The 20325-nt window shown below is 61.8% G+C and carries 16 protein-coding genes; 11 read left to right on the top strand and 5 right to left on the bottom strand.

The features are described 5' to 3' along the window. Nucleotides 1-97 precede the first annotated feature (97 nt). Nucleotides 98-3610 (bottom strand): Calx-beta domain-containing protein, encoded by a 3513-nt coding sequence (locus ACP15P_RS18665; RefSeq protein ID WP_424929997.1) that lies wholly within the window; start codon nucleotides 3608-3610, stop codon nucleotides 98-100. A gap of 404 nt (nucleotides 3611-4014) precedes the next feature. On the opposite strand from ACP15P_RS18665, the gene ACP15P_RS18660 reads away from it, so the two are divergent. Both ACP15P_RS18660 and ACP15P_RS18655 read left to right on the top strand, forming a co-directional pair. Then, nucleotides 4015-4677, top strand: a complete 663-nt coding sequence (locus ACP15P_RS18660; RefSeq protein WP_424929996.1) for a GntR family transcriptional regulator — start codon at nucleotides 4015-4017, stop codon at nucleotides 4675-4677. After that, nucleotides 4674-5714 (top strand): AbrB family transcriptional regulator, encoded by a 1041-nt coding sequence (locus tag ACP15P_RS18655; protein ID WP_424929995.1) that lies wholly within the window; start codon nucleotides 4674-4676, stop codon nucleotides 5712-5714. Before ACP15P_RS18660 ends, ACP15P_RS18655 begins: the two co-directional genes overlap by 4 nt. A 3-nt stretch (nucleotides 5715-5717) precedes the next feature. On the opposite strand, the gene ACP15P_RS18650 is transcribed toward ACP15P_RS18655, so the two are convergent. Next, nucleotides 5718-6878 (bottom strand): WD40/YVTN/BNR-like repeat-containing protein, encoded by a 1161-nt coding sequence (locus ACP15P_RS18650; protein ID WP_424929993.1) that lies wholly within the window; start codon nucleotides 6876-6878, stop codon nucleotides 5718-5720. A gap of 153 nt (nucleotides 6879-7031) precedes the next feature. Here ACP15P_RS18650 and ACP15P_RS18645 point away from each other — a divergent pair, with 153 nt between their 5' ends. Further along, nucleotides 7032-7880 (top strand): site-specific integrase, encoded by an 849-nt coding sequence (locus ACP15P_RS18645; RefSeq protein WP_424929992.1) that lies wholly within the window; start codon nucleotides 7032-7034, stop codon nucleotides 7878-7880. Here ACP15P_RS18645 and ACP15P_RS18640 read toward each other — a convergent pair. Together ACP15P_RS18640 and ACP15P_RS18635 are read right to left on the bottom strand one after the other, a co-directional pair. Continuing rightward, entirely contained in the window at nucleotides 7861-8805 is a 945-nt protein-coding gene (locus ACP15P_RS18640) for a 1-phosphofructokinase family hexose kinase (RefSeq protein WP_424929991.1), read from the bottom strand. The genes ACP15P_RS18645 and ACP15P_RS18640 overlap by 20 nt on opposite strands. Nucleotides 8806-8861: 56 nt before the next feature. Further along, nucleotides 8862-9047, bottom strand: a complete 186-nt coding sequence (locus tag ACP15P_RS18635; RefSeq protein ID WP_424929990.1) for a hypothetical protein — start codon at nucleotides 9045-9047, stop codon at nucleotides 8862-8864. 123 nt (nucleotides 9048-9170) lie between these two features. Between ACP15P_RS18635 and ACP15P_RS18630 the strand changes: the two genes are divergently transcribed. From ACP15P_RS18630 to ACP15P_RS18595, 8 genes are all read left to right on the top strand, one after another. Beyond that, nucleotides 9171-10334, top strand: coding sequence for an isovaleryl-CoA dehydrogenase (locus ACP15P_RS18630; protein ID WP_424929989.1), 1164 nt, complete (start codon nucleotides 9171-9173; stop codon nucleotides 10332-10334). Next, nucleotides 10334-11941, top strand: coding sequence for a carboxyl transferase domain-containing protein (locus ACP15P_RS18625; protein ID WP_424929988.1), 1608 nt, complete (start codon nucleotides 10334-10336; stop codon nucleotides 11939-11941). Before ACP15P_RS18630 ends, ACP15P_RS18625 begins: the two co-directional genes overlap by 1 nt. A 12-nt stretch (nucleotides 11942-11953) precedes the next feature. Next, nucleotides 11954-13963 carry an ATP-binding protein gene (locus ACP15P_RS18620; protein WP_424929987.1) on the top strand — a complete coding sequence of 670 codons (2010 nt, stop codon included), beginning with the start codon at nucleotides 11954-11956 and terminating at the stop codon, nucleotides 13961-13963. Then, nucleotides 13956-14813: a hydroxymethylglutaryl-CoA lyase gene (locus ACP15P_RS18615; RefSeq protein ID WP_424929986.1), complete on the top strand. Its 858-nt coding sequence runs from the start codon at nucleotides 13956-13958 to the stop codon at nucleotides 14811-14813. The genes ACP15P_RS18620 and ACP15P_RS18615 overlap by 8 nt, the downstream gene beginning before the upstream one ends. Further along, nucleotides 14810-15598, top strand: coding sequence for a crotonase/enoyl-CoA hydratase family protein (locus tag ACP15P_RS18610; RefSeq protein WP_424929985.1), 789 nt, complete (start codon nucleotides 14810-14812; stop codon nucleotides 15596-15598). The genes ACP15P_RS18615 and ACP15P_RS18610 overlap by 4 nt, the downstream gene beginning before the upstream one ends. 39 nt (nucleotides 15599-15637) lie before the next feature. Then, nucleotides 15638-15934, top strand: coding sequence for a chorismate mutase (locus ACP15P_RS18605; RefSeq protein ID WP_424929984.1), 297 nt, complete (start codon nucleotides 15638-15640; stop codon nucleotides 15932-15934). A gap of 94 nt (nucleotides 15935-16028) precedes the next feature. After that, nucleotides 16029-18452, top strand: a complete 2424-nt coding sequence (locus tag ACP15P_RS18600) for a GcvT family protein (RefSeq protein WP_424929983.1) — start codon at nucleotides 16029-16031, stop codon at nucleotides 18450-18452. Nucleotides 18453-18466: 14 nt separating this feature from the next. Then, entirely contained in the window at nucleotides 18467-19396 is a 930-nt protein-coding gene (locus ACP15P_RS18595) for a phosphotransferase (RefSeq protein WP_424929982.1), read from the top strand. Between the two features lie 4 nt (nucleotides 19397-19400). Here ACP15P_RS18595 and ACP15P_RS18590 read toward each other — a convergent pair whose 3' ends face one another. Further along, nucleotides 19401-20192 carry a DeoR/GlpR family DNA-binding transcription regulator gene (locus tag ACP15P_RS18590; protein WP_424929981.1) on the bottom strand — a complete coding sequence of 264 codons (792 nt, stop codon included), beginning with the start codon at nucleotides 20190-20192 and terminating at the stop codon, nucleotides 19401-19403. Nucleotides 20193-20325: the final 133 nt, after the last annotated feature.

Raw genomic sequence — 20325 nt, 5'->3', positions numbered from 1 at the left:
CAGGACGAGACCCGCTCCGTGCCCATGTTTCGCGTCCAGTAACCGCGCCGACGGCACCTGGATCGGATGTTCGGCCATCTGAGACCGTAGCTGTCATTCACACGAACAAAAAGTCATCCCGTGACAGGTCGTCAGCCTCAACATCTTCCAAAACAATTGTTGTATCGGCGAAAGAAACTACCGCACCGGCCCGGTTCTCGGAGATGTCGAGATCCCTGAACGCATTGGCACCCTTGTTAATTTTGATAACATCATTTCCCAAATCAAAATCCGTTATCGTGTCCCGTCCATCCGACTTGCCAAAGATAAAGACGTCATCACCGTTTCCGCCGGAAATCTTGTCCTTACCCTTGCCACCTTCGATACGATCGCTGTCATTCCCGCCGCTTATGGTATCGTCGCCCTCGTCACCGAGCAGCTTGTCCTTACCGGACCCGCCTTTCAGCTTGTCGTCACCTTTTCCGGCAACCAACGTATCCTTGTGCTTGTTGCCATAAAGACGGTCGGCCCCTTTTCCTCCCTTAAGCACATCATCTCCGTCTCCGCCTTTCAGCGTGTCTTTTCCCGAGCCTCCGAGAATGATGTCGTCGCCGTCCTTTCCGCTTGCCCTGTCATTTCCACCCATAACGACAATAACGTCGCCAAAATCGGTGCCGGTCGTCACGTCCGAACCCTTTGTTCCTGCAATGGAACCGTCGTGGATGGTGGCAACGCCAATTGACGTATTGGTCAAAAAGTCCGGCGCATCGATCGACAGGCTGAAACTCTCGGTTTTCTCGACGTCAGCATCCGGTTTGATTTTCACAACCAAAGATGCGGTGGACTGGCCTTCGACAAAACGGATCTTGCCGGACGCGGGTTTGTAGTCATCGCCGGCTTCCGTGGAGATATCGATGGTTTCATATTTTACGCTGAAGTTTTTCGGGGCGGGTCGGGAAAGTGATATTTCAAACTCTACTTCGCGCGGGTCCGAACCGTTTTCGACCACGGTTGGGCTTGAAACGAACAGAGCAAGCGGATCTGTCGAACCATCATCGCTCAGTATCCAGCTTGCACTTTGTAATGATGGCGCGTTGTTGGCAAAGACCGCCCCATTGTTGGTGTTAAACAACTCCAGCACAATAGTCTCATCAGGCTCGGCATCCTGTTCCGCGTTAATGCGAAAATACAGCTCCTTGGACCTCTCGCCTTCCGAAAAAGTGAGGGTTCCGCTGTTCGAATACGGATATCCATCCGCATCGCTGGAACCGTACAACCCGGCAGTCCCGGTCCCTGACAGAAATCTGTATTCGACGCTCACATCGTCAATCGCAGGCTCCGACAGCGTCACCGTCCATCTCAGATAATTGTAATTTCCCGAGTCACCTTCCATTGTCGATGAACCCTGCACGGAGACTACGGGCAGGTTGGTCTCCGATCCCGCGTCGTCGTCCAATATGATGGCCTCACCGAAACCTGTCTCAGCCACAATGTCCGGTGTATCGAAGGCCAGCGTGAAGCCCTCGTCGGCTTCAACATGCCTGTCACCATATATCGTTACGCTAACGGACGCGCTGCTCTGGCCTTCGCTGAATTTGATTTTCCCGCTTTTTTCCTTGAAATCCTCTCCAGCCTTCGCTGAACCATCAACGGTTTCGTATTCGACAACGAAATCCTCAGGCGCAGGCCTTGAGAGAGACACTTCGAAAACCGCCGTTCGTCGTCCGGAGTCACCCTCCATTACCACGGGGCTGGCCACGTACAGAGCCAGCTTGTCAGCTGAACCATCGTCGCTCTGGATCCAGGCGGACGATCGCAGGACGGGCATATCATCCGGAAGGACCGCACCACCCGTTGGATTGTATACCTCCAGCAAAATCGACTCATCCGGCTCGGCATTCTGTTCCGCGTCAATTCGCAGGAACACCGTCTTGGACTGTTCGCCGGGTTTAAAAGTAACGGAACTTACAGTACTTGACGAATAGGCATCACCACCACCGTTAGAGCTGTACACAAGATCGCCCGTGCCCGACACATATCGGTAGTCCACGGTAACCGTGTCTGATGCCGCTTCAGACAAAGTGATCGTCCAGGCCAGGAAGTCAGAGTCGGAAATGTCACCCTCGATTGACCTCGTTCCCTGAACCGACACGCTGGGACCCGATGTCGATGCTGCCGTGTCGTCATCGAGTATGGTGGCTTCGCCAACCGTTTTTTCGGCGACCGTGTCCGGGGCGTCGACGACCAGAGTAAAGGTCTCGTTGGGTTCAATGTCAGCATCACCGATTATGGCAATCGCTACGGTTGCCGAAGTCTGGCCCTCGGAAAAACTTATCTCCCCACTAAGCGCTTCGTAGTCTTTTCCTGCCCTTCCGGAACCGTTAACCGTTTTGAAGTCGACGGAGAATGCCTCGGTAGCCGGGCGAGAAAGAGAGATCTCAAAGACCGCCTCCCGGTTTCCGTTGTTTCCCTCGGTTACAACCGGACTGGAGACAAACATGGCCTGATGATTGGTCGAACCATCATCACTTCTGATCCAACTCATGGTCCGCATGACCGGCACGCCGCCCGCAAGAGAGGCACCTCCGGTTGGATTGTAGACTTCCATGACAATGGCTTCATCAGCCTCTGCGTCATCATCCGCCACGATGCGCAGGTCTATGGTCTTGGATTGCTCCCCCTCGGCGAAAATTACCGTACCTTCAGTCCTGGAGACATAGGCATCCGGATCGCCGTAGTAGCTGTTTCCGAAAATTGCAGTACCGGACACAAACCTGTAGCTTACCGTGACAGGATCAGCGGGTGCCTCGGAGAGTGTCAGCGTCCAAACAAGTTCATTGTAACTTGATCCATCACCTTCGATCGAATAGGAGCCGGTCGCCGATATCGAGGGCATGTTGACGTCTGCTGCCGCGTCGTCATCAAGGATGACCACCGGTTCAACGGTGGCCTCGGAAACGCCATCGGGTACATCAATCGAGAGAGAAAAGCTCTCGTCGGACTCGATTTTTGTATCACCGAGAATGTCGACGCTGACAATCGCGGTGGTCTGGTTGGGTGCAAAACTTATCGTGCCGGTCTTCGCCTCATAGTCTTCTCCAGCAATGGCTGAACCGTCTACGGTCGAATAATCGAAGGAAAACCCACTTGGCGCGGGTTGTGAAAGCGAGATTTCGAATTCCGCGGTCTGTTTGCCGCTGTCTCCTTCAACAAACCTTGGACTGGCGACATAGACGGAAAGCTTGTTGCCACTTCCATCATCGTCCCTAATCCAGTTAATGGACCGCAACAGAGGACCAAGGGACTCGAAAGTGCCTTCTCCGGTAGGATTAAACAATTCCAACAGGACAGCTTCATCCTGTTCAGATTCGGAATCCGGGATAACTCTCAACGAAAGCGTCTTGATCTGTTCGCCTTCTGCAAAGGTGACACTACCGGTGGTTCGCGACGCATAGGCATCTCCGTCAACGTAATAGTTAGTACCGACGAGGGCGGAACCGCTCAAATACCTGTAGTCGATTGAAATCGGATCTACAGCTGGTTCGGACAACGAGATTGTCCACTCAAGATAATTTCTCGCGGAACCGTCACCTTCAACCGCGTATGAACTGTCAACCGAAATAGTCGCCATGACTTCCTCCCAGAATGTCTTGAATTCCGGAATGTGTCACGAGTGGAACATCGGAATTCCATTAAATCGCTTCGTGTCAATTCTGTGCAGTGCTGGAATCGGCTCGGGTAAAATCAACCGCGGAATGCGGGCAACCAAAAATTCACAAAAGCATTAGACGAATAGAAAATGCCCTTACCGATAATAACAATGCCAAACACTATAATGAACCTGAGTCCGATCGGAACTTTCTCAGGTATTTACACAAATTCCAACACCTAATTTCTGTTTCAAACGTTTCTCCACTTTGGCAACGCAACTGGCGTGCCAAACCCGGGTGCCCAACACTCCAAACGCAAAGGACAGCACCTGTTTGACATTCCGCGCCTGCGGCCCTATCTCTATTGTATCCAAAAGGATGCAATATGGACAAACCAATGCCCGAACCGGACATCAAGGACCTCTCGCAGGGTGGGATTGCCTATGAAAAGCTGCTCGCGGCCATTCGGTCGGGTGAGTACCAGCCCGGCGACCGCCTGCGGGAGCTGGAGGTGGCGGATCGGCTGAAGCTGTCGCGGACGCCAGTGCGGGAAGCGCTGCGGCGGCTGGAGGCCGAGGCGATCATTGAGCACCGTCCGCGCATCGGTGCGGTGATCCGCAAGCTCGATCATACTGAAGTCGTTGAACTTTATGAGATGCGGGTGGTTCTGGAACGCACCGCCGCCGGCATGGCCGCGAAGCACGCGAGCGAGGCCGAGACCGATGAAATGGAGGCGATCAACAAAGCGCTCGCCGCGTCGGTGTCGGACCGTCAGAAGGCCGTCACGCTCAACCAGGGGTTCCACCGGTGCCTCTATCTCGCCACGCGCAACCGGTTCCTGCTGGAATCCGCGCGGGCGCTCAACAACGCCCTGATGCTGCTCGGCCCCACGACGCTGGCCGATGAGGAGCGGATCAAAGCCGTCTGTGCGCAGCATGCGGACATTATCAACGCCATTCGCGCCGGGGACGTGGAAGCCGCTGAAAAAGCAGCGGAAAACCATCTTCAAACCTCCCTGCGCCAAAGGCTGAAAGCGATGCGGGAATGATCCGATATCTCACACCCATTTTGATTGCGGCCATTGGCGTGGCCGTCTTCATCTCCCTCGACCTGCCCCTGCCCTGGCTTCTGGGCCCGATTTTCGCCTGCCTTCTCGCGGCCCTGTTCGGCGTGCCCATGAAGGGCAACAAGACCCTGAATGACGGGATGCGGACCATTCTCGGCGTGGCGGTCGGTGCGACCTTCACCACCGCGCTGGTGGCCTCCATGGCGGCCATGTGGCCCACGCTGCTGATGATCCCGGTCATGGTGGCCTGCATCGGGGCCGTGGGCGTTCCGTATTTTCAGCGGATCTGGGGCTATGATTTTGCCACCAGCTACTATTCGGCCATGCCAGGCGGGCTTCAGGACATGCTGGTGTTTGGCGAGGAGGCGGGCGGCAATGTGCGGACGCTGTCGCTCATTCACGCCACGCGGATCATGGTTGTCGTCGTGACGCTGCCGTTCCTGCTGCAATGGGTGTGGGACGCGGATCTGAGCAATCCGCCGGGCGATCCGCTCCTCACGATTGAGCCGTTTCAGCTGCTCGTGATGGTCTTTTGCGGCATCGCGGGCTGGCGGCTGGCGAAGCGCGTCGGCATGTTCGGCGCGTCCATTCTGGGCCCGATGATCCTGGCCACGCTGATGTCGCTCACGGGCATTCTGCAGCACCGTCCTCCGGCGGAGGCCATATGGGCGGCGCAGTTCTTCATCGGCATGACGGTCGGCACGAAATACGCGGGCGTGACCATCACGGAGGTGCGCCGGGATGTGACCGCCGCGCTTGGCTACTGTGTTTTACTTCTTATCATCACGGCGGTTTTTTCCGAAATAGTTCAGTTACTTGACCTGGCACCGCCGCTGGAGACCATTCTGGCCTTTACCCCGGGCGGGCAGGCTGAAATGACGGTGCTTGCCCTGATCGTCGGGGCGGACATGGCCTTTGTCATCGCGCATCACGTGCTGCGGGTGATCATCGTGATCCTGGGCGCGCCGCTGGCGGCACGTCTGTTCGCAACCAGGGCGCCGGACGGGCCAAAGGCCTGAGCGTCAGGCCGTTTCCAGCACCTCAACGGCCAGGATCGTCGGCAGGTGACGGGCGATTTCAGCCCAGCTGTCGCCCTCATTGGTGCTGGCGAAAACCGATCCGCTGTTGGTGCCGAAGTATATGCCGGCCGGATCGGCGGTATCCCCTGCCATGGCCTGGCGCAGCACCGTGAAATAGCAGCTTTCCTGCGGCAGCCCGTCGCGCAGATCCTGCCATGTTTCCCCCCCGTCGCGGGACCGCCAGACGGCTGCGGCGGCATCCGGCGGGAAGCGGCCGATGCTGTCACCGTTCAGGGGCAGGGTCCAGATGGTCTGCGGATCGCGGGGATGCACCCGGATGGGAAAGCCGAAGGTCGAGGGCAGCCCCGCATTGATATCCTCCCAGCTGCGCCCGCCATCGCGCGAGCGCCAGACCCCGTGGTGGTTCTGCTGGTAGAGCAGGTCGCTTTCGCCTGGCGCGCGCATCATGTTGTGGACACAGTGGCCGGTCTGGCCGTCCCGTGGCGCGGCCGGATGGTCGTGTCCAGCGCAGGCCTCAGCGTTGGACAGACGGTTGCGCCGCTCCCAGGAGCCGCCGCCATCCTCGGTGGCGAACACGCCCGCCGCCGAGATGCCAAGCCACATTTTGCGCGGGTCGCCCGGATCGGCCACAATGGTATGCAGCACCAGTCCGGCCGCCCCTGGATGCCAGCTGTCGGCGGAGGGATGCTCCGAGAGGCTTTTGACCTCTTCCCAGGTGTCGCCACCGTCGCGGCTCGTCAGAAGTTTTGCGGGCTTGGTTCCGGCGTAGAGCACACCGTCGAAATAGCCCATCGACCAGATCTGCGAAAACTCCGCGCCGAAGGGCAGCGGCTCCCCGGTCCAGCCGATCATTTTGGCGAAATCGGGATCGTTCGCGGCCCAGTCGTCCATTTGCCCGGACGTCAGCCGCGTGACCTGCCATGATGCGCCGCCATCACCGGTTTTCCACACACCCGCGCCGGACCATTCACCGCCGCCCCCGGCCCAGACGGTGCCGGTGTCCGGGTCGCCCGCCAGGTGATTGATCGGCCAGCCGTCGCAATGGGGGCCGGTGATTTTCCAGCCCGTCCGGTCCGCCTCCGAGGTTATGAAAAACGCGCCCTTGGTGGTTCCCACCAGAACCGTTGTGCCGCCGGATGCCATCCTCCGCTCCTCCCGTTGCCCGGCCGCATGGTACCACCAAATCCGAAAATGACCTAAGAATTGCTGCCCCGGGCCGTCTCCGTGGCTAAAAAACCGGTGTTCGCATGTCCAATAAGATTGCAAAGGCGCGGGGTAAAAATATACTCCGCGCCCATGAACACGGATGCAAAGACCGCAGCAACTGGCTCGCGGAACACTTCCCTCGCCTATCGGGCGGACTGGACCCATTTCAGCGCCTGGTGCCGGCGACGCGGGGTTGCGCCCCTGCCGCCTGATGCGGGGTGGATTGCACGATACCTGGAGGACTGCGCCGAGCCGGACCCGACCGGACCGGGCCGGGTCGCCGCGCCGCTGTCCCTGGCAACGATTGAGCGGCGGCTGGCGGGTCTGGCCTGGCATTGCCGGCAGCGCGGGTTTCCCGTTGACCGCGCGGATGACCGGATCGTGGAGGCCATGGAGCTGGTCCGGGAAAAGGCGGCGCGACCGCCACGCAGGACCGAGGCCCTGATGGCGGAGGACATTGCCGCGATGGTCGAAACCCTGTCGTTTTCCCTGCGGGATCTGCGTGATCGGGCGATTTTGCTGCTGGGGTTTGCGGGCGGCTTCCGGCGCACGGAGATCGTGGCGCTGGACGTCCCGCGGGAGTTTCAGCCGGGCGCGAAATTCGTGATCCTGGGCGTGCCGGACCGCTCGGGACTGCGGGAGGTGCGCGTTGATCGTGAGGCGCGCGAGCGGGCCTGCCCGGTCGCGGCGCTGGAGGCCTGGCTGCATTACGGACGGCTCACGCACGGCCCGCTGTTCCGGCGGATCAGCCGCGACAACAAACGCGTGCTCGACCAGCGGCTGTCGGACCGGCATGTGGCGCGGCTGATCAAACGCACCGCCGTCGCCGCCAATATCCGACCCGACCTGTCCGACCGCGAGCGCGAGGCGCTGTTCTCCGGGCATTCGCTTAGAACCGGCCACCTGGCCAGTCAGGCCGTTACAGGGGCGTCCGGGTAACCTGGGTCACGAAACGCTCCACATCGTCGCGCAGGCACAGGGCCGTGCCGGGCGTTGTCACTGCCGAGGCGGCCGAGGCGGTGCCCTGGATGCAGGCCTCCACCGGATCGGCGTTCTGCGTGAGTGAAAGCGCGTAGCCACCCACGAAGCTGTCCCCCGCCCCGACCTTGGACAGGGGAACGACGAAGGGCGGGCGGGTGAGGCCGGTCCATTCGGCGCAGGTGATCACCGTACCTTCCGCCCCTGCCGCGATCATCACGATCTCCGCGGCTTTTGCGGCGCGCAGTTCGCGGGCGAGTTCCGCGACCTCCTCGATCCGCAGCAGGGGCCGGTCGGAAAGCTCACGCGCCTCCTCAAGATCCATGCGCAGTGTGAACAGCTCCGCCCCCGCGCCCGCCACCCGTTCAAGTGTCGCGCCGGAGGTGTCGAGGATCATGCGCGCCCCGGCGGTTTTGACTTCCGTATTCAGCGAGAGGAAAAACTCCTCGGGCAGGCCAGGCGGGGTCGAGCCGGAAGGGATCACCAGGTCACCCTCCCGCACGTTGTCCATGATGGTGCGCCGCGCGGTTTCGCAGTCCTCTGCCGTCCAGGCCGGTCCTGGCATCATGTAGCGGTACTGAAGCCCGGTGGCCGCATCCCGCACGGTCAGGGACTGGCGGGTGTCGTAGTCGATGCCCAGCGACACGGGCTCCAGCCCCTCGCCGCGCAACTCGCGCACCAGCATCTCACCGGTCGGACCGCCATAGGCCACCAGCATCCGGCTGGTCCCGCCCAGATTGGAGATGGCCCGGCTGACATTCACGCCGCCACCGCCTGGATGCACCAGGGGCGGGCCACAGCGCAGCTTGCGGTCGGGCACAACGGCCGGGGCCTCGGTGGAGAGATCAAGCGCGGGGTTAACGGTTATGGTCAGAATCGATGTCATTGCGTCCATTCCTGTCTGACTGTTCCGGGAGGTTGTGGCATTCCAGGAAGGACGGGTCAAACGGGGTGGGGGTCGTTTCGCGGGAAGAGGCCGATGCCGTTGATCCAGCCCGGCAAAGGCGCGGTGCCGCCGCAACCGCTCACGCCCGGCGGCAACGCCGGGCAGCGCTGACCTCCCCCATGGGAGGCGCTGGCGCGCCACCCGAGGTCCGCGATGCCCTCATCGATTATCCTCCAGTTCAAAATTGATCATCCCCCGGCACCCCACCAATGCGTTCCAAAGATATTTTTCCCCTCCCGGTCAGGGAACGGCTGGTCAAACGGGGCGGAAAGCCGTCTAATCGGCAAAAAACTGGGGAGGATTCCGTGTTCAACGCTTCCATGAGTTTCGACCTGGGCGAGGATGTGAACGCCCTGCGCGAGGCAGTGCACCGCTGGGCCCAGGACAGGGTCAAACCCATTGCCGCCGATGTGGACAAATCCAACAGTTTTCCGGCGGATCTGTGGCGGGAGATGGGTGATTTGGGCCTTCTGGGCCTGACCGTGCCGGAGGCCGATGGCGGCACCGGCATGGGGTATCTGGCCCATGTCGTCGCGGTGGAAGAAATCGCGCGGGCCTCGGCCAGCGTGTCGCTCAGCTATGGCGCGCATTCGAACCTCTGCGTCAACCAGATCAACCTCAATGGCAACGCGGAGCAGAAAGCGAAATACCTGCCGCCGCTGATCTCCGGCGAACACGTGGGCGCGCTCGCGATGTCCGAGGCGGGCGCGGGGTCGGACGTGGTGGGCATGAAGCTGCGCGCCGAGAAGAAAAACGACCGGTTCGTGCTGAACGGCAACAAGTTCTGGATCACCAATGGCGGTGAGGCGAACACGCTGGTGGTCTATGCCAAGACCGATCCCGATGCCGGCTCGCGGGGGATTACGGCCTTTCTGATTGAGAAAACCATGCTCGGTTTCAGCCAGTCGACCCATTTCGACAAGCTTGGCATGCGCGGGTCGAACACGGTGGAGCTGGTGTTTGAGGACGTCGAGGTGCCGTTTGAGAACATCCTTGGCGAGGAAGGCCGGGGCGTGCGGGTGCTGATGTCCGGTCTCGACTATGAGCGCGTGGTTCTGTCGGGCATTGGCACGGGGATCATGGCGGCCTGTCTCGATGAGATCATGCCCTACATGGCCGAGCGCAAACAGTTTGGCCAGGCCATCGGGGATTTCCAGCTGATGCAGGGCAAAATCGCGGACATGTACACCAAGCTGAACACCGCACGGGCCTATGTCTATGAGGTTGCACGGGCCTGCGACCGCGGTACGGTGACGCGCCAGGATGCGGCGGCCTGCGTGCTCTATGCCTCCGAGGAAGCCATGACCGTGGCCCACCAGGCGGTGCAGGCCATGGGCGGGGCCGGGTTCATGAATGACAGCCCGGTCAGCCGGATTTTCCGGGATGCAAAGCTGATGGAGATCGGCGCGGGCACGTCGGAGATCCGGCGCATGCTGATCGGGCGGGAACTGATGGGAACCATGCGGTAATGGCGGTCCTCTCGTCATCCGCCTCGCCCGGTTCGGCCACGTTTGCCGCCAATACGGCAGCGCACGAGGAGGCCATGGCAGTGGTGCGTGAGGCCGCCGACCTGGCCCTGGCCGGCGGCGGGGAGAAGGCGCGTCAGAGGCATCTGGACCGCGGCAAGATCCTGCCACGGGAACGGGTCGCGCGACTACTCGATCCAGGCTCGCCATTCCTGGAGGTCGGCATGTTCGCGGCCCACGGCATGTATGACAGGGCGAGCCCGTCAGCCGGGGCGGTGGCGGGTGTGGGGCGCGTCAATGGCCGCGAGGTCATGGTCGTGTGCAACGACGCCACGGTGAAGGGCGGCACGTATTACCCGATGACGGTGAAAAAGCACCTGCGCGCCCAGGAGATCGCGGAGGCAAACTACCTGCCCTGCGTTTACCTGGTGGACAGCGGCGGGGCGAACCTGCCCAACCAGGATGAGGTCTTTCCCGACCGGGACCATTTCGGGCGCATCTTCTTCAATCAGGCCAATATGAGCGCGAAGGGCATCCCCCAGATCGCGGTGGTCATGGGTTCCTGCACGGCGGGCGGGGCCTATGTGCCAGCGATGTCGGACGTGACGATCATCGTGCGCGACCAGGGCACGATATTTCTGGCCGGTCCGCCGCTGGTGAAGGCCGCCACGGGCGAGGTCGTAACGGCGGAGGATCTGGGTGGCGGCGATGTGCACACGCGCCTGTCCGGGGTGGCGGATTACCTGGCGGATAATGACACCCATGCGCTGGCGCTCGCGCGGGAGGCGGTGGGAAATCTCAACCGGGTAAAGCCCGCGCAACTGGACATACGCACGCCGGAGCCACCGGTTTATGACCCGGCGGAGATCACCGGTATCGTCCCGGCGGGTCTGCGCACGCCCTATGACGTGCGGGAGGTGATTGCGCGCACGGTGGATGGCTCGCGATTTGATGAGTTCAAGATGCGCTACGGCACCACTCTCGTCTGCGGCTTTGCCCATGTGATGGGGATGCCGGTGGGTATTCTGGCCAATAACGGCGTGCTGTTCTCCGAGGCCGCGCTCAAGGGCGCGCATTTCGTTGAGCTTTGTTCCCAACGGAAAATTCCGCTGGTATTTTTGCAGAACATCACCGGTTTCATGGTTGGCCGGGCCTATGAAAACGCCGGGATAGCGAAGGACGGCGCGAAGCTGGTGACGGCGGTGGCGACGTCGAAGGTCCCCAAGATTACCTTCCTGATCGGTGGCTCTTTCGGGGCCGGAAACTACGGCATGTGCGGACGCGCCTATTCGCCGCGCTTCCTTTGGACCTGGCCCAATTCACGGATTTCCGTGATGGGTGGGGAACAGGCGGCCGGTGTGCTGGCGACGGTCCGGCGCGACGCGATTGAGCGCGGCGGCGGGTCCTGGTCGCGGGAGGAGGAGGCCGACTTCAAACAGCCCACAATTGACCAGTTCGAACACCAGGCCCACCCGCTCTACGCCTCGGCGCGGCTCTGGGATGACGGGATCATCGACCCGCGCAAGACGCGGGAGGTCCTGGCCCTGTCGCTGTCGGCCTGTCTGAACGCTCCGGTTGAGGACACGTCGTTCGGCGTGTTCCGCATGTAGGAGGGCGCGGGCATGTTCAGTAAAATCCTGATCGCCAACCGTGGGGAGATCGCCTGTCGCGTCATGGCGACCTGTCGGCGCCTCGGTGTCAAGACGGTGGCCGTGTATTCGGATGCGGATGCGGGCGCACGGCATGTGGCGATGGCGGATGAGGCGGTGCATATCGGCCCGCCCGCGGTGGCTGAAAGTTACCTCCAGGGTGCGCGGATCATTGATGCGGCCCTCGCCACCGGGGCGGAGGCCATCCATCCGGGTTACGGGTTCCTCTCCGAGAACCCGGATTTCGTGGAGGCCGTGGGCGCGGCCGGGCTGGTGTTCATTGGCCCGGATGCCGCGGCCATCCGCGCGATGGGGCTGAAGGACGCGGCCAAGGACGTGATGGCGAAAGCGGGTGTGCCGGTTGTGCCGGGATACCACGGAGAACACCAGGAGCCGGATTTCCTGGCCGAGCAGGCGGAGGCGATTGGCTACCCCGTTCTGATCAAGGCGCGTGCGGGCGGTGGCGGCAAGGGAATGCGGCTGGTCGAACGGCCGGAGGAATTCGCGCGACAACTCGAGGGCGCGCAGCGGGAGGCGCAGGCCAGTTTCGGGGATCCGGTCTGTCTGCTCGAGAAATACGTGACCTCGCCGCGGCATATCGAGATCCAGGTGTTTGGCGACGGCTATGGCAACGCGGTGCATCTGTTCGAGCGGGACTGCTCCCTGCAACGCCGCCATCAGAAGGTCATCGAGGAGGCCCCTGCCCCCGGCATGTCCGACGCGGTACGCGCGGCGATGGGGGAAGCCGCGGTAAACGCGGCGCGGGCCATCGGGTACTCCGGAGCCGGGACGGTGGAGTTCATCGCGGACGGCTCGGGCGCGCTGCGCGAGGACGGGTTCTGGTTCATGGAAATGAACACGCGTTTGCAGGTCGAACATCCGGTGTCCGAAGCAATTACCGGTCTTGATTTTGTGGAACTGCAGCTTCGCGTCGCCTCCGGGGAACCGCTGCCCTTTGAGCAGGATGATCTTGCCATTGATGGCTGGGCCTTCGAGGCGCGGGTCTATGCAGAGGACGTGCCGAAAGGGTTTCTGCCCGCCACCGGCAGTCTTGCGCATCTGTCCTTCCCGGCGGCGGCCGAGTTTGCGCCGGGGGAGACCCGCATCGACAGTGGCGTGCGGCAGGGCGGTGAGATCAGCCCGTGGTACGACCCGATGATTGCCAAGGTGATCTGCCACGGACCGACGCGGGAGACGGCGCTGAACCGGTTGTCCCAGGCTTTGGAGGCCAGCCATGTCGTGGGCTGCGTCACCAATCTGGAGTTTCTGGGCGCACTGGCCCGGCATGCCGGGTTTGCAGGGGGCGAGGTCGATACGGGACTGATCGCGCGGGACCTGGACGGGTTGATGCCGGCGCGGGACGTTCCGCCCGAAATGACCGCTCTGGCCGCGCTCCAGGCGGCGGGTCTGCTGGACGGGCCGACGGGCGACGACCCCTGGGAGCAACTGACCGGCTGGCGGCACTGGGATGCGGCGCGGGTGCATGTGGACCTGGTGCATGCCGGGGAACCGGTGCAACGGGACATCACCATTCTCGCGCACGGGCATTTCCGGGTGGACGATCCGGCGGAAGGCGGGGGCGTTGAGCTTCGTGTCGCAGCCGTATCGGGGACCACCTGCGCGGTTACGGTTGCGGGTAAAACACTGCGCGCGAATGTGATCAGGGCCGGTCATATTGTTTCGGTCAATCAGAGCGGGCGCAGTGTGGAGTTCTCCGTGCCCGATCCGCTGGCGTCCTCGGTCGACGATGCAACGGGCGGAAACGCCATAACAGCCCCGATGCCAGGACTGGTGAAAGTGGTCTCCGCCGGGGCCGGTGAGAGCGTCAAACGCGGCGACGGGCTGGTGGTGCTGGAAGCCATGAAAATGGAGCACACCCTGACCGCACCGCGCGACGGAACCGTGGCGGAGGTCATGGTGGCCGTGGGGGACCAGGTCAGTGACGGGACGGTCCTGGTCGTGCTGGAGGCCGGGGATGAGTGAGCATGTCACCCTGTTCGAGATGGGCCCGCGCGACGGGTTGCAGAACGAGAAGGTGATGATCTCCACCGCCGACAAAATCCGGCTGGTGGACATGCTGACGGCGTGCGGCATCGAGAAGATCGAGGTCGCAAGTTTCGTAAATCCGAAAGTCGTACCGCAGATGGCCGACGGGGCGGAGGTTCTGGCTGGGATCAACCGGCGCGAGGGCGTGGTGTATTCCGCGCTCACGCCCAACCTGCGCGGTTTTGAGCGGGCGCTGGCCGCCGGTGCTGACGAGGTCGCGGTGTTTGCCTCGGCCTCGGAAGGGTTCAGCCGACACAATATCAACTGCTCCATTGCCGAAAGCCTGGAGCGGTTTGACCCGGTGATGGAGGCGGCGCGACAGGCGGAAACTCCCGTGCGCGGCTATGTCTCCTGCGTCGTCGAATGCCCCTATGACGGGCCGACGCCGCCGGAGAACTTGGCCAGTGTTGCGCGAAAACTGATGGAGATGGGCTGTTATGAGATCAGCCTCGGGGACACCATCGGTGCGGGCGTGCCGGAGACGGTGGCACCGATGCTCAAAGCGGTGCTGGGCGACATTCCGGCATCACGGCTTGCAGGTCATTTCCATGACACCAGGGGCCGTGCGCTCGACAATATCGCGTGTTCGCTCGACCACGGTCTGCGGGTGTTCGATGCCTCGGTCGGGGGGCTTGGCGGATGTCCGTTCGCGCCGGGATCGAAGGGAAACGTGGCGAGCGAAGCGGTTGTCGATCTGCTGCACGACCGGGGCTTTGCGACCGGCATTGACCCGGACGCTTTGCGGGAGACGGCGGCTTTCGCCAAGACCTTGAGGAGTGGGGAATGACCGAGTGGCAAACGCTGGATGTCAACCTGGATGACCGCGGGGTGGTCTATGTCACGCTGAACCGGCCGGAGAAGCGCAACGCCCTGTCGGCGCGGATGATCGAGGAACTTACCGAAACCGCCTCGGTCTTTGGAGGTGACAGCTCGATCCGGGCCATGGTCCTGTCCGGCGCCGGCGAGACATTCTGCGCAGGTGGTGATCTGAACTGGATGCGCGAGCAGATCGACGCGGACCGGGAAACGCGGATGCGGGAGGCGCGGCGGCTGGCGATGATGCTCAGGGCGCTCAACGAGATGCCGGTTCCCCTGATCGGCCGCATTCATGGCGCGGCCCTGGGTGGTGGCGTTGGCATGGCCTGTGTCTGTGACATTGCGCTCGCGGACCGGGAGACGCGGTTCGGTTTGACGGAAACCCGCCTTGGCCTGATCCCCGCGACGATTGGGCCATATGTCCTCGCGCGGCTTGGCGAAGGCCGGGCGCGGCGGGTGTTCATGTCCTCCGCGATTTTTGGCGCGGACAGGGCGGTCGAGCTGGGCATGGTAGCGGCGGCTGTGGACCCGGACGGTCTTGACGAGGCCGTTGAGGCCGAAATCCGGCCCTACCTGTCGGCGGCACCGGGCGCTGTGGGACGGGCGAAGGCCATGGCACGGGCACTTGGGCCGGCGATTGATGAGGCGGTTATTGACGGGTCCATCGAACGTCTGGCCGACGCATGGGAGACCGATGAGGCAAAACAGGGCATTTCCGCGTTTCTTGACCGTGCAAAGCCGCCCTGGGTGTCGTAAACAGGGTCCTGGTAATTCCAGTACAGGGTGAAAAGCATAATGGACCTCAGACCTCCCGAAGCCTGCACCTCCATGGCGGAACTGCGGAAGGAAATTGACGCGCTCGACGAGAGCCTCGTCAAAATGCTGGCGCTGCGCAGCACCTATATCGACCGGGCAATCGAGCTGAAACCAGACGAGGGTATCCCGGCCAGGGCCAACGACCGCGTCGAGGAGGTCGTGCGCAGGGTTCGCGCCGCCGCCGACCGCAACGGCCTCGACCCCGCACTGGTTGAAACGCTCTGGCGCGACCTGATCGAATGGTCCATCGCCCGCGAACAGGAAAAAATCAGCTAGAGCCCGCCCGGGCATACCATCGCAATACGTCTATTGTTTTGTGTCCAAACATTCCCCATTCTGAGCCGGTTGCGGCAGAGGGAGGGGAGCGCAAATGGCAAAACACGCGGCGAAACACCTGATTGTTGGTGGCGGGATCATTGGCTGCTCGACCGCGTATCACCTTGCCCGCAATGGCGAAAAAGATGTCGTTCTGCTTGAGCGAGCCCACCTGACCGAGGGGGCGACGTGGCATGCCGCCGGCCTTGTCGGGCAGTTGCGCTCATCACGCAACACGACACGGATGCTGCAAAAGTCGGTTGCCATGTATGACCGGCTGGAGGCCGAAACCGGCATGGCCTTCGACTGGAAGAAGGTCGGATCGCTGCGTCTGGCGGCCACTAGGGAGCGCATGCTTGAGGCGAAGCGGCTGGCCACCATGGCGCGCAGTTTTGGGCTGGAGATGAACATCATTTCCCCCGATGAGGCGTATGATCTGTTCCCGCTGATCGACCCGGCGGGGTTGGAAGGGGCGGCCTTTATTCCGTCCGACGGGCATGTGGACCCGGCAAGCCTGTGCCAGGCCATTGCCCATGCTGCCCGGCAGGACGGGGCCACAATCCGGCAGGGCGTTGAGGTTCTCGACTTTGAAGTGCGCGACGGGCGTATCACCAGGGTCATGACCTCGGAGGGCGGTTACGAGGCCGAGGTTGTCGTTTTGGCGGCGGGTATGTGGAGCCGGGAGCTGGGGCGGAAACTTGGCCTGCGGGTGCCGGCCTGTGCTGTGGAACATCAGTATATCGTCACCGAACCCCTGTCTGACCCGGAAATGGTCAAAAACCTTCCCAGCATGCGCGATCCGGAGCGGCTCGTATACTACAAGCCCGACGCCGGTGGGCGCATGGTTGTGGGCGGATATGAGGACGACACCCTGCCCTTCGGCGACCGGGGCATTCCGGGCGATTTCGTACGGCAGTTGCTACCCGACGATCTCGACCGTTTCGCGCCACTGGCCGAGCTTGCGGCGCAGGTCACACCGGTGCTGAACGAGGTCGGCATACGCCAGGTCATCAACGGGCCGATCCCGTACTCCGCAGACGGTGACTTTGTCATGGGCTGGGCGCCGGAGTTTGACAACCTGATGATGGCGACCGGGTTTCTCTATGGCATCGCCGCGGGAGGTGGTGCGGGTGAGATGATCGCGGAATGGATTGTGGAAGGGCGGCCCTCGCTTGACCTTTGGCCCCTCGATGTACGGAGGTTCGGCCCGCATCACGGCACCCGGGCCTTCATGTATCCCCGCGCGATTGAGCATTACGCGCATCATTACAAGATGCGCTATCCCGGTCAGGAAGCCAACTCGGCCCGTGGTCTGCGTCGTTCGCCGCTCCATGACACTCTGAAAAGCAAAGGTGCTGTGTTTGGTTTCAAGAACGGTTGGGAACGCCCCCTGTGGTTTGCGCCGGAGGGCGTTGAGCCGGTGGACCAGCTGGATTTTCTCGACCCCGGCTGGCACCGGTTCGCGGCGGAGGAACATCGGATCGTGCGGGAGAGTGTGGCCCTGATCGACCAGACGAGTTTCGCGAAATTCGAAATGTTTGGGCCAGGGACCCTAGACGTCCTGCAGCGGCTGGCCGCCTGCAACATGGACCGTCCGGTGGGCAGTGTGATTTATGCACAGCTTTGCAACGAGCACGGCGGTATTGAAGCGGACCTGACGGTCACACGGCTCGGTCCCGACCATTTCTACATCGTCACCGGGTCCGGCTTTGGCACCCATGACAGCGACTGGATCCGCCGTCATATCCCGAAGTCCTCAGGCATCCACCTGATCGAGGTTACCTCGGCGCGGGCGGTCATCAACATCTGTGGTCCAAAAGCCCGCGACGTGCTGCAGAAGGTAAGCGAGGAAGACCTTTCGAACGCCGTCTTCCCGTTTGGTACGGCTCGGGAGATCACGGTCGGGGCCGCACCGGTCCGGGCCGTTCGTATAGGGTTTGTCGGTGAACTGGGGTGGGAGCTGCACATTCCCATGGAGTTCGCAGCGTATGTATATGAGACGCTTTGGGAAGCCGGCGCGCCATATCGGATCCGCGATGTGGGCTACCGCGCCATCGACAGTCTGCGGCTTGAGAAGGGCTATCTCTACTGGTCGGGCGACATTTCACCGGACTCAACCCCGGTTGAGGCGGGCCTGGGGTTCAGGGTTCACCTGAAATCAGGCGGGCCGTTCCTGGGGCGGGATGTCCTGGCGCGTCAGAAGGAAAACGGACCGGACCGGCGACTTTGTACCTTTGTCAGCGATGCCAAACTGCCCCTGTTCGGAGGCGAGGCAATTCTGTTGGGCGACCAGGTCGTGTCGCTCGCGACCTCGACCGGGTTTGGGCATACGGTGGGACAGAGCATTCTGTTCGGATATCTGGAACGGGAGCTTTGGGATGAGACGGGCTTCGAGGTCGAGGTGTTTGGTGAACGGCACAGCATTACCAAAACCGTCGGGCCTCTTTACGACCCGACAAACGAGAGACTGAAAGCGTAGGGAGGACATGGATATTGGAGGAAAATCGGGACCGGGTGATCGGGGAACTTCGGCAGCTTGAGGCATTTGCAAACATTCCGGAGGCGGAAATAAGGGTCACCCGCATGGGTGGTCTGACGAATCTGGTCTACCGCGCGGATGCACCGGGAGAAAGCGTGGTGGTGCGCATTCCTGGCGAGGGAACGGAGGAATACATCGACCGAAAGGTTGAGGCCCACAATGCCGAGGCGGCATGGCGGGCAGGGATTTCGCCGAAGGTCCTGATGGTGACACCCGACTCGGGAGTGATGATCACGGAAACCATTCCGAATGTCACCACCATGACACCCGCAGGGTTCGCGGAAATCCCCGGAGCAGCTGAACGTGCCGGCAAAGCGATGGCGCAGCTGCACGGGTCCGGTCAGAGGTTTGATTTCCACTTTGAGCTGTTTGCGATGATCGAGGACTATCTGGGCGTACTCGGGAAGCGGGACACCACCCTGCCCGAGGGATACCACGAAACGGTCAAGGCCGCGGAACCGGTCAAGGCAGCCCTTGCCGCGCATCCCGTGCATCTCGCGCCCTGTCACTGCGACCCGCTTTCAGAGAACTTTCTGGATGACGGTGCAAAGATGTGGATGGTCGACTGGGAATATTCCGGGATGAACGACCCGCTTTGGGATGTGGGCGACCTGGCCGTTGAGGCCGAACTGTCGCCGGAGGGTGAAGCGGAGTTGTTGCAGGGATATTTCGGCCGCGACGCGACGGATTTTGAGATGGGACGGTTTGTGATCTACAAGGCGATGTGCGATCTGCTCTGGACGCTTTGGGGTCTGATCCAGCACTCGGACGGCAACACGGCGGAGGATTTCTGGGCCTATTCAACCGGACGTTTTGATCGGTGCAGGGCGCTGATCAATTCTCGGGAATTTTCAACGCACGTAGCCAATGTGGCAAAAGGCTGACGCGTCAGCCGGGGTCGGATACCACGATCTCCATGCCCCATTTCTCAGCGGCCGCAAGTATGTCCGGCGGCGGGGCGGCCTCGGTAACGAGACAGTCGACCAGTGACGGCTCTCCAATGACAATGGGGGCTTCAACGCCAAACTTGCTGGCGTCGGCCGCGATGATCCGGCGGCCGGCGTTTTTCATAATAAGCCGGGAAAACCGGGCCTCTTCCAGATCAAACAGCGAAAATCCGGCGGCAGCGGTGATCCCGGCGGAGGAAAACACCGCGTAGTCGGTGTTGAAATTTGCCGCGAACTCCATCGCGTCATGGCCAAACGCGCCGCCATCATGGGCGCGCAGTTCGCCTCCCGCCATAAACACCCGGTTGTCGTTTACCGTGGCAAGACGCCAGGCTACATAAACACTGTTCGTGACGATCAAAAGTCCGCGCCTTTCACGCAGGGCATCGGCAATATGGGCCGTGGTGCTGCCGATATCGAGAAACAGCGAGGACCCGTCCGGGATCATGTCCGCAACCGTCCTGGCGATCCGGCGCTTGGCGGCGGTGTTCTTGCCAAAACGCTGGTGAAAATCACCCTCGGCCTCGTGGGCATTATCCGCCGCGCCCTGAAGCCGCACACCCCCGTGGGTTTTTTCAACCAGCCCGTCCCGCGCCAGCCCACGCAGGTTTCTACGAACGGTCTCATCCGTAACCTTGAGCGTTGCGGCGATGGCCTGAACGCGCATGGACCCCCCGGCCTGGCGAAGCGCGTCGAGGATTTCCTGCTGTCTGTGATTGGCTCTGACGTCCATGCTTCCCCGGTTTTGGGCAGGCTGATCAAATTGCCCGTATTACACTGTCTACCTGTTCATGAATCGGGCAAAAACCACAAAAAGCAACATTTTAGTTCGAACTATCCAAAATTTTTGGAATTTTCGTTGCTTT

It is taken from the genome of Amaricoccus tamworthensis (genome assembly GCF_049800875.1).
GTDB classification, from domain to species: domain Bacteria; phylum Pseudomonadota; class Alphaproteobacteria; order Rhodobacterales; family Rhodobacteraceae; genus Amaricoccus; species Amaricoccus tamworthensis.
This window is presented reverse-complemented; position numbering and strand designations above follow the sequence as displayed.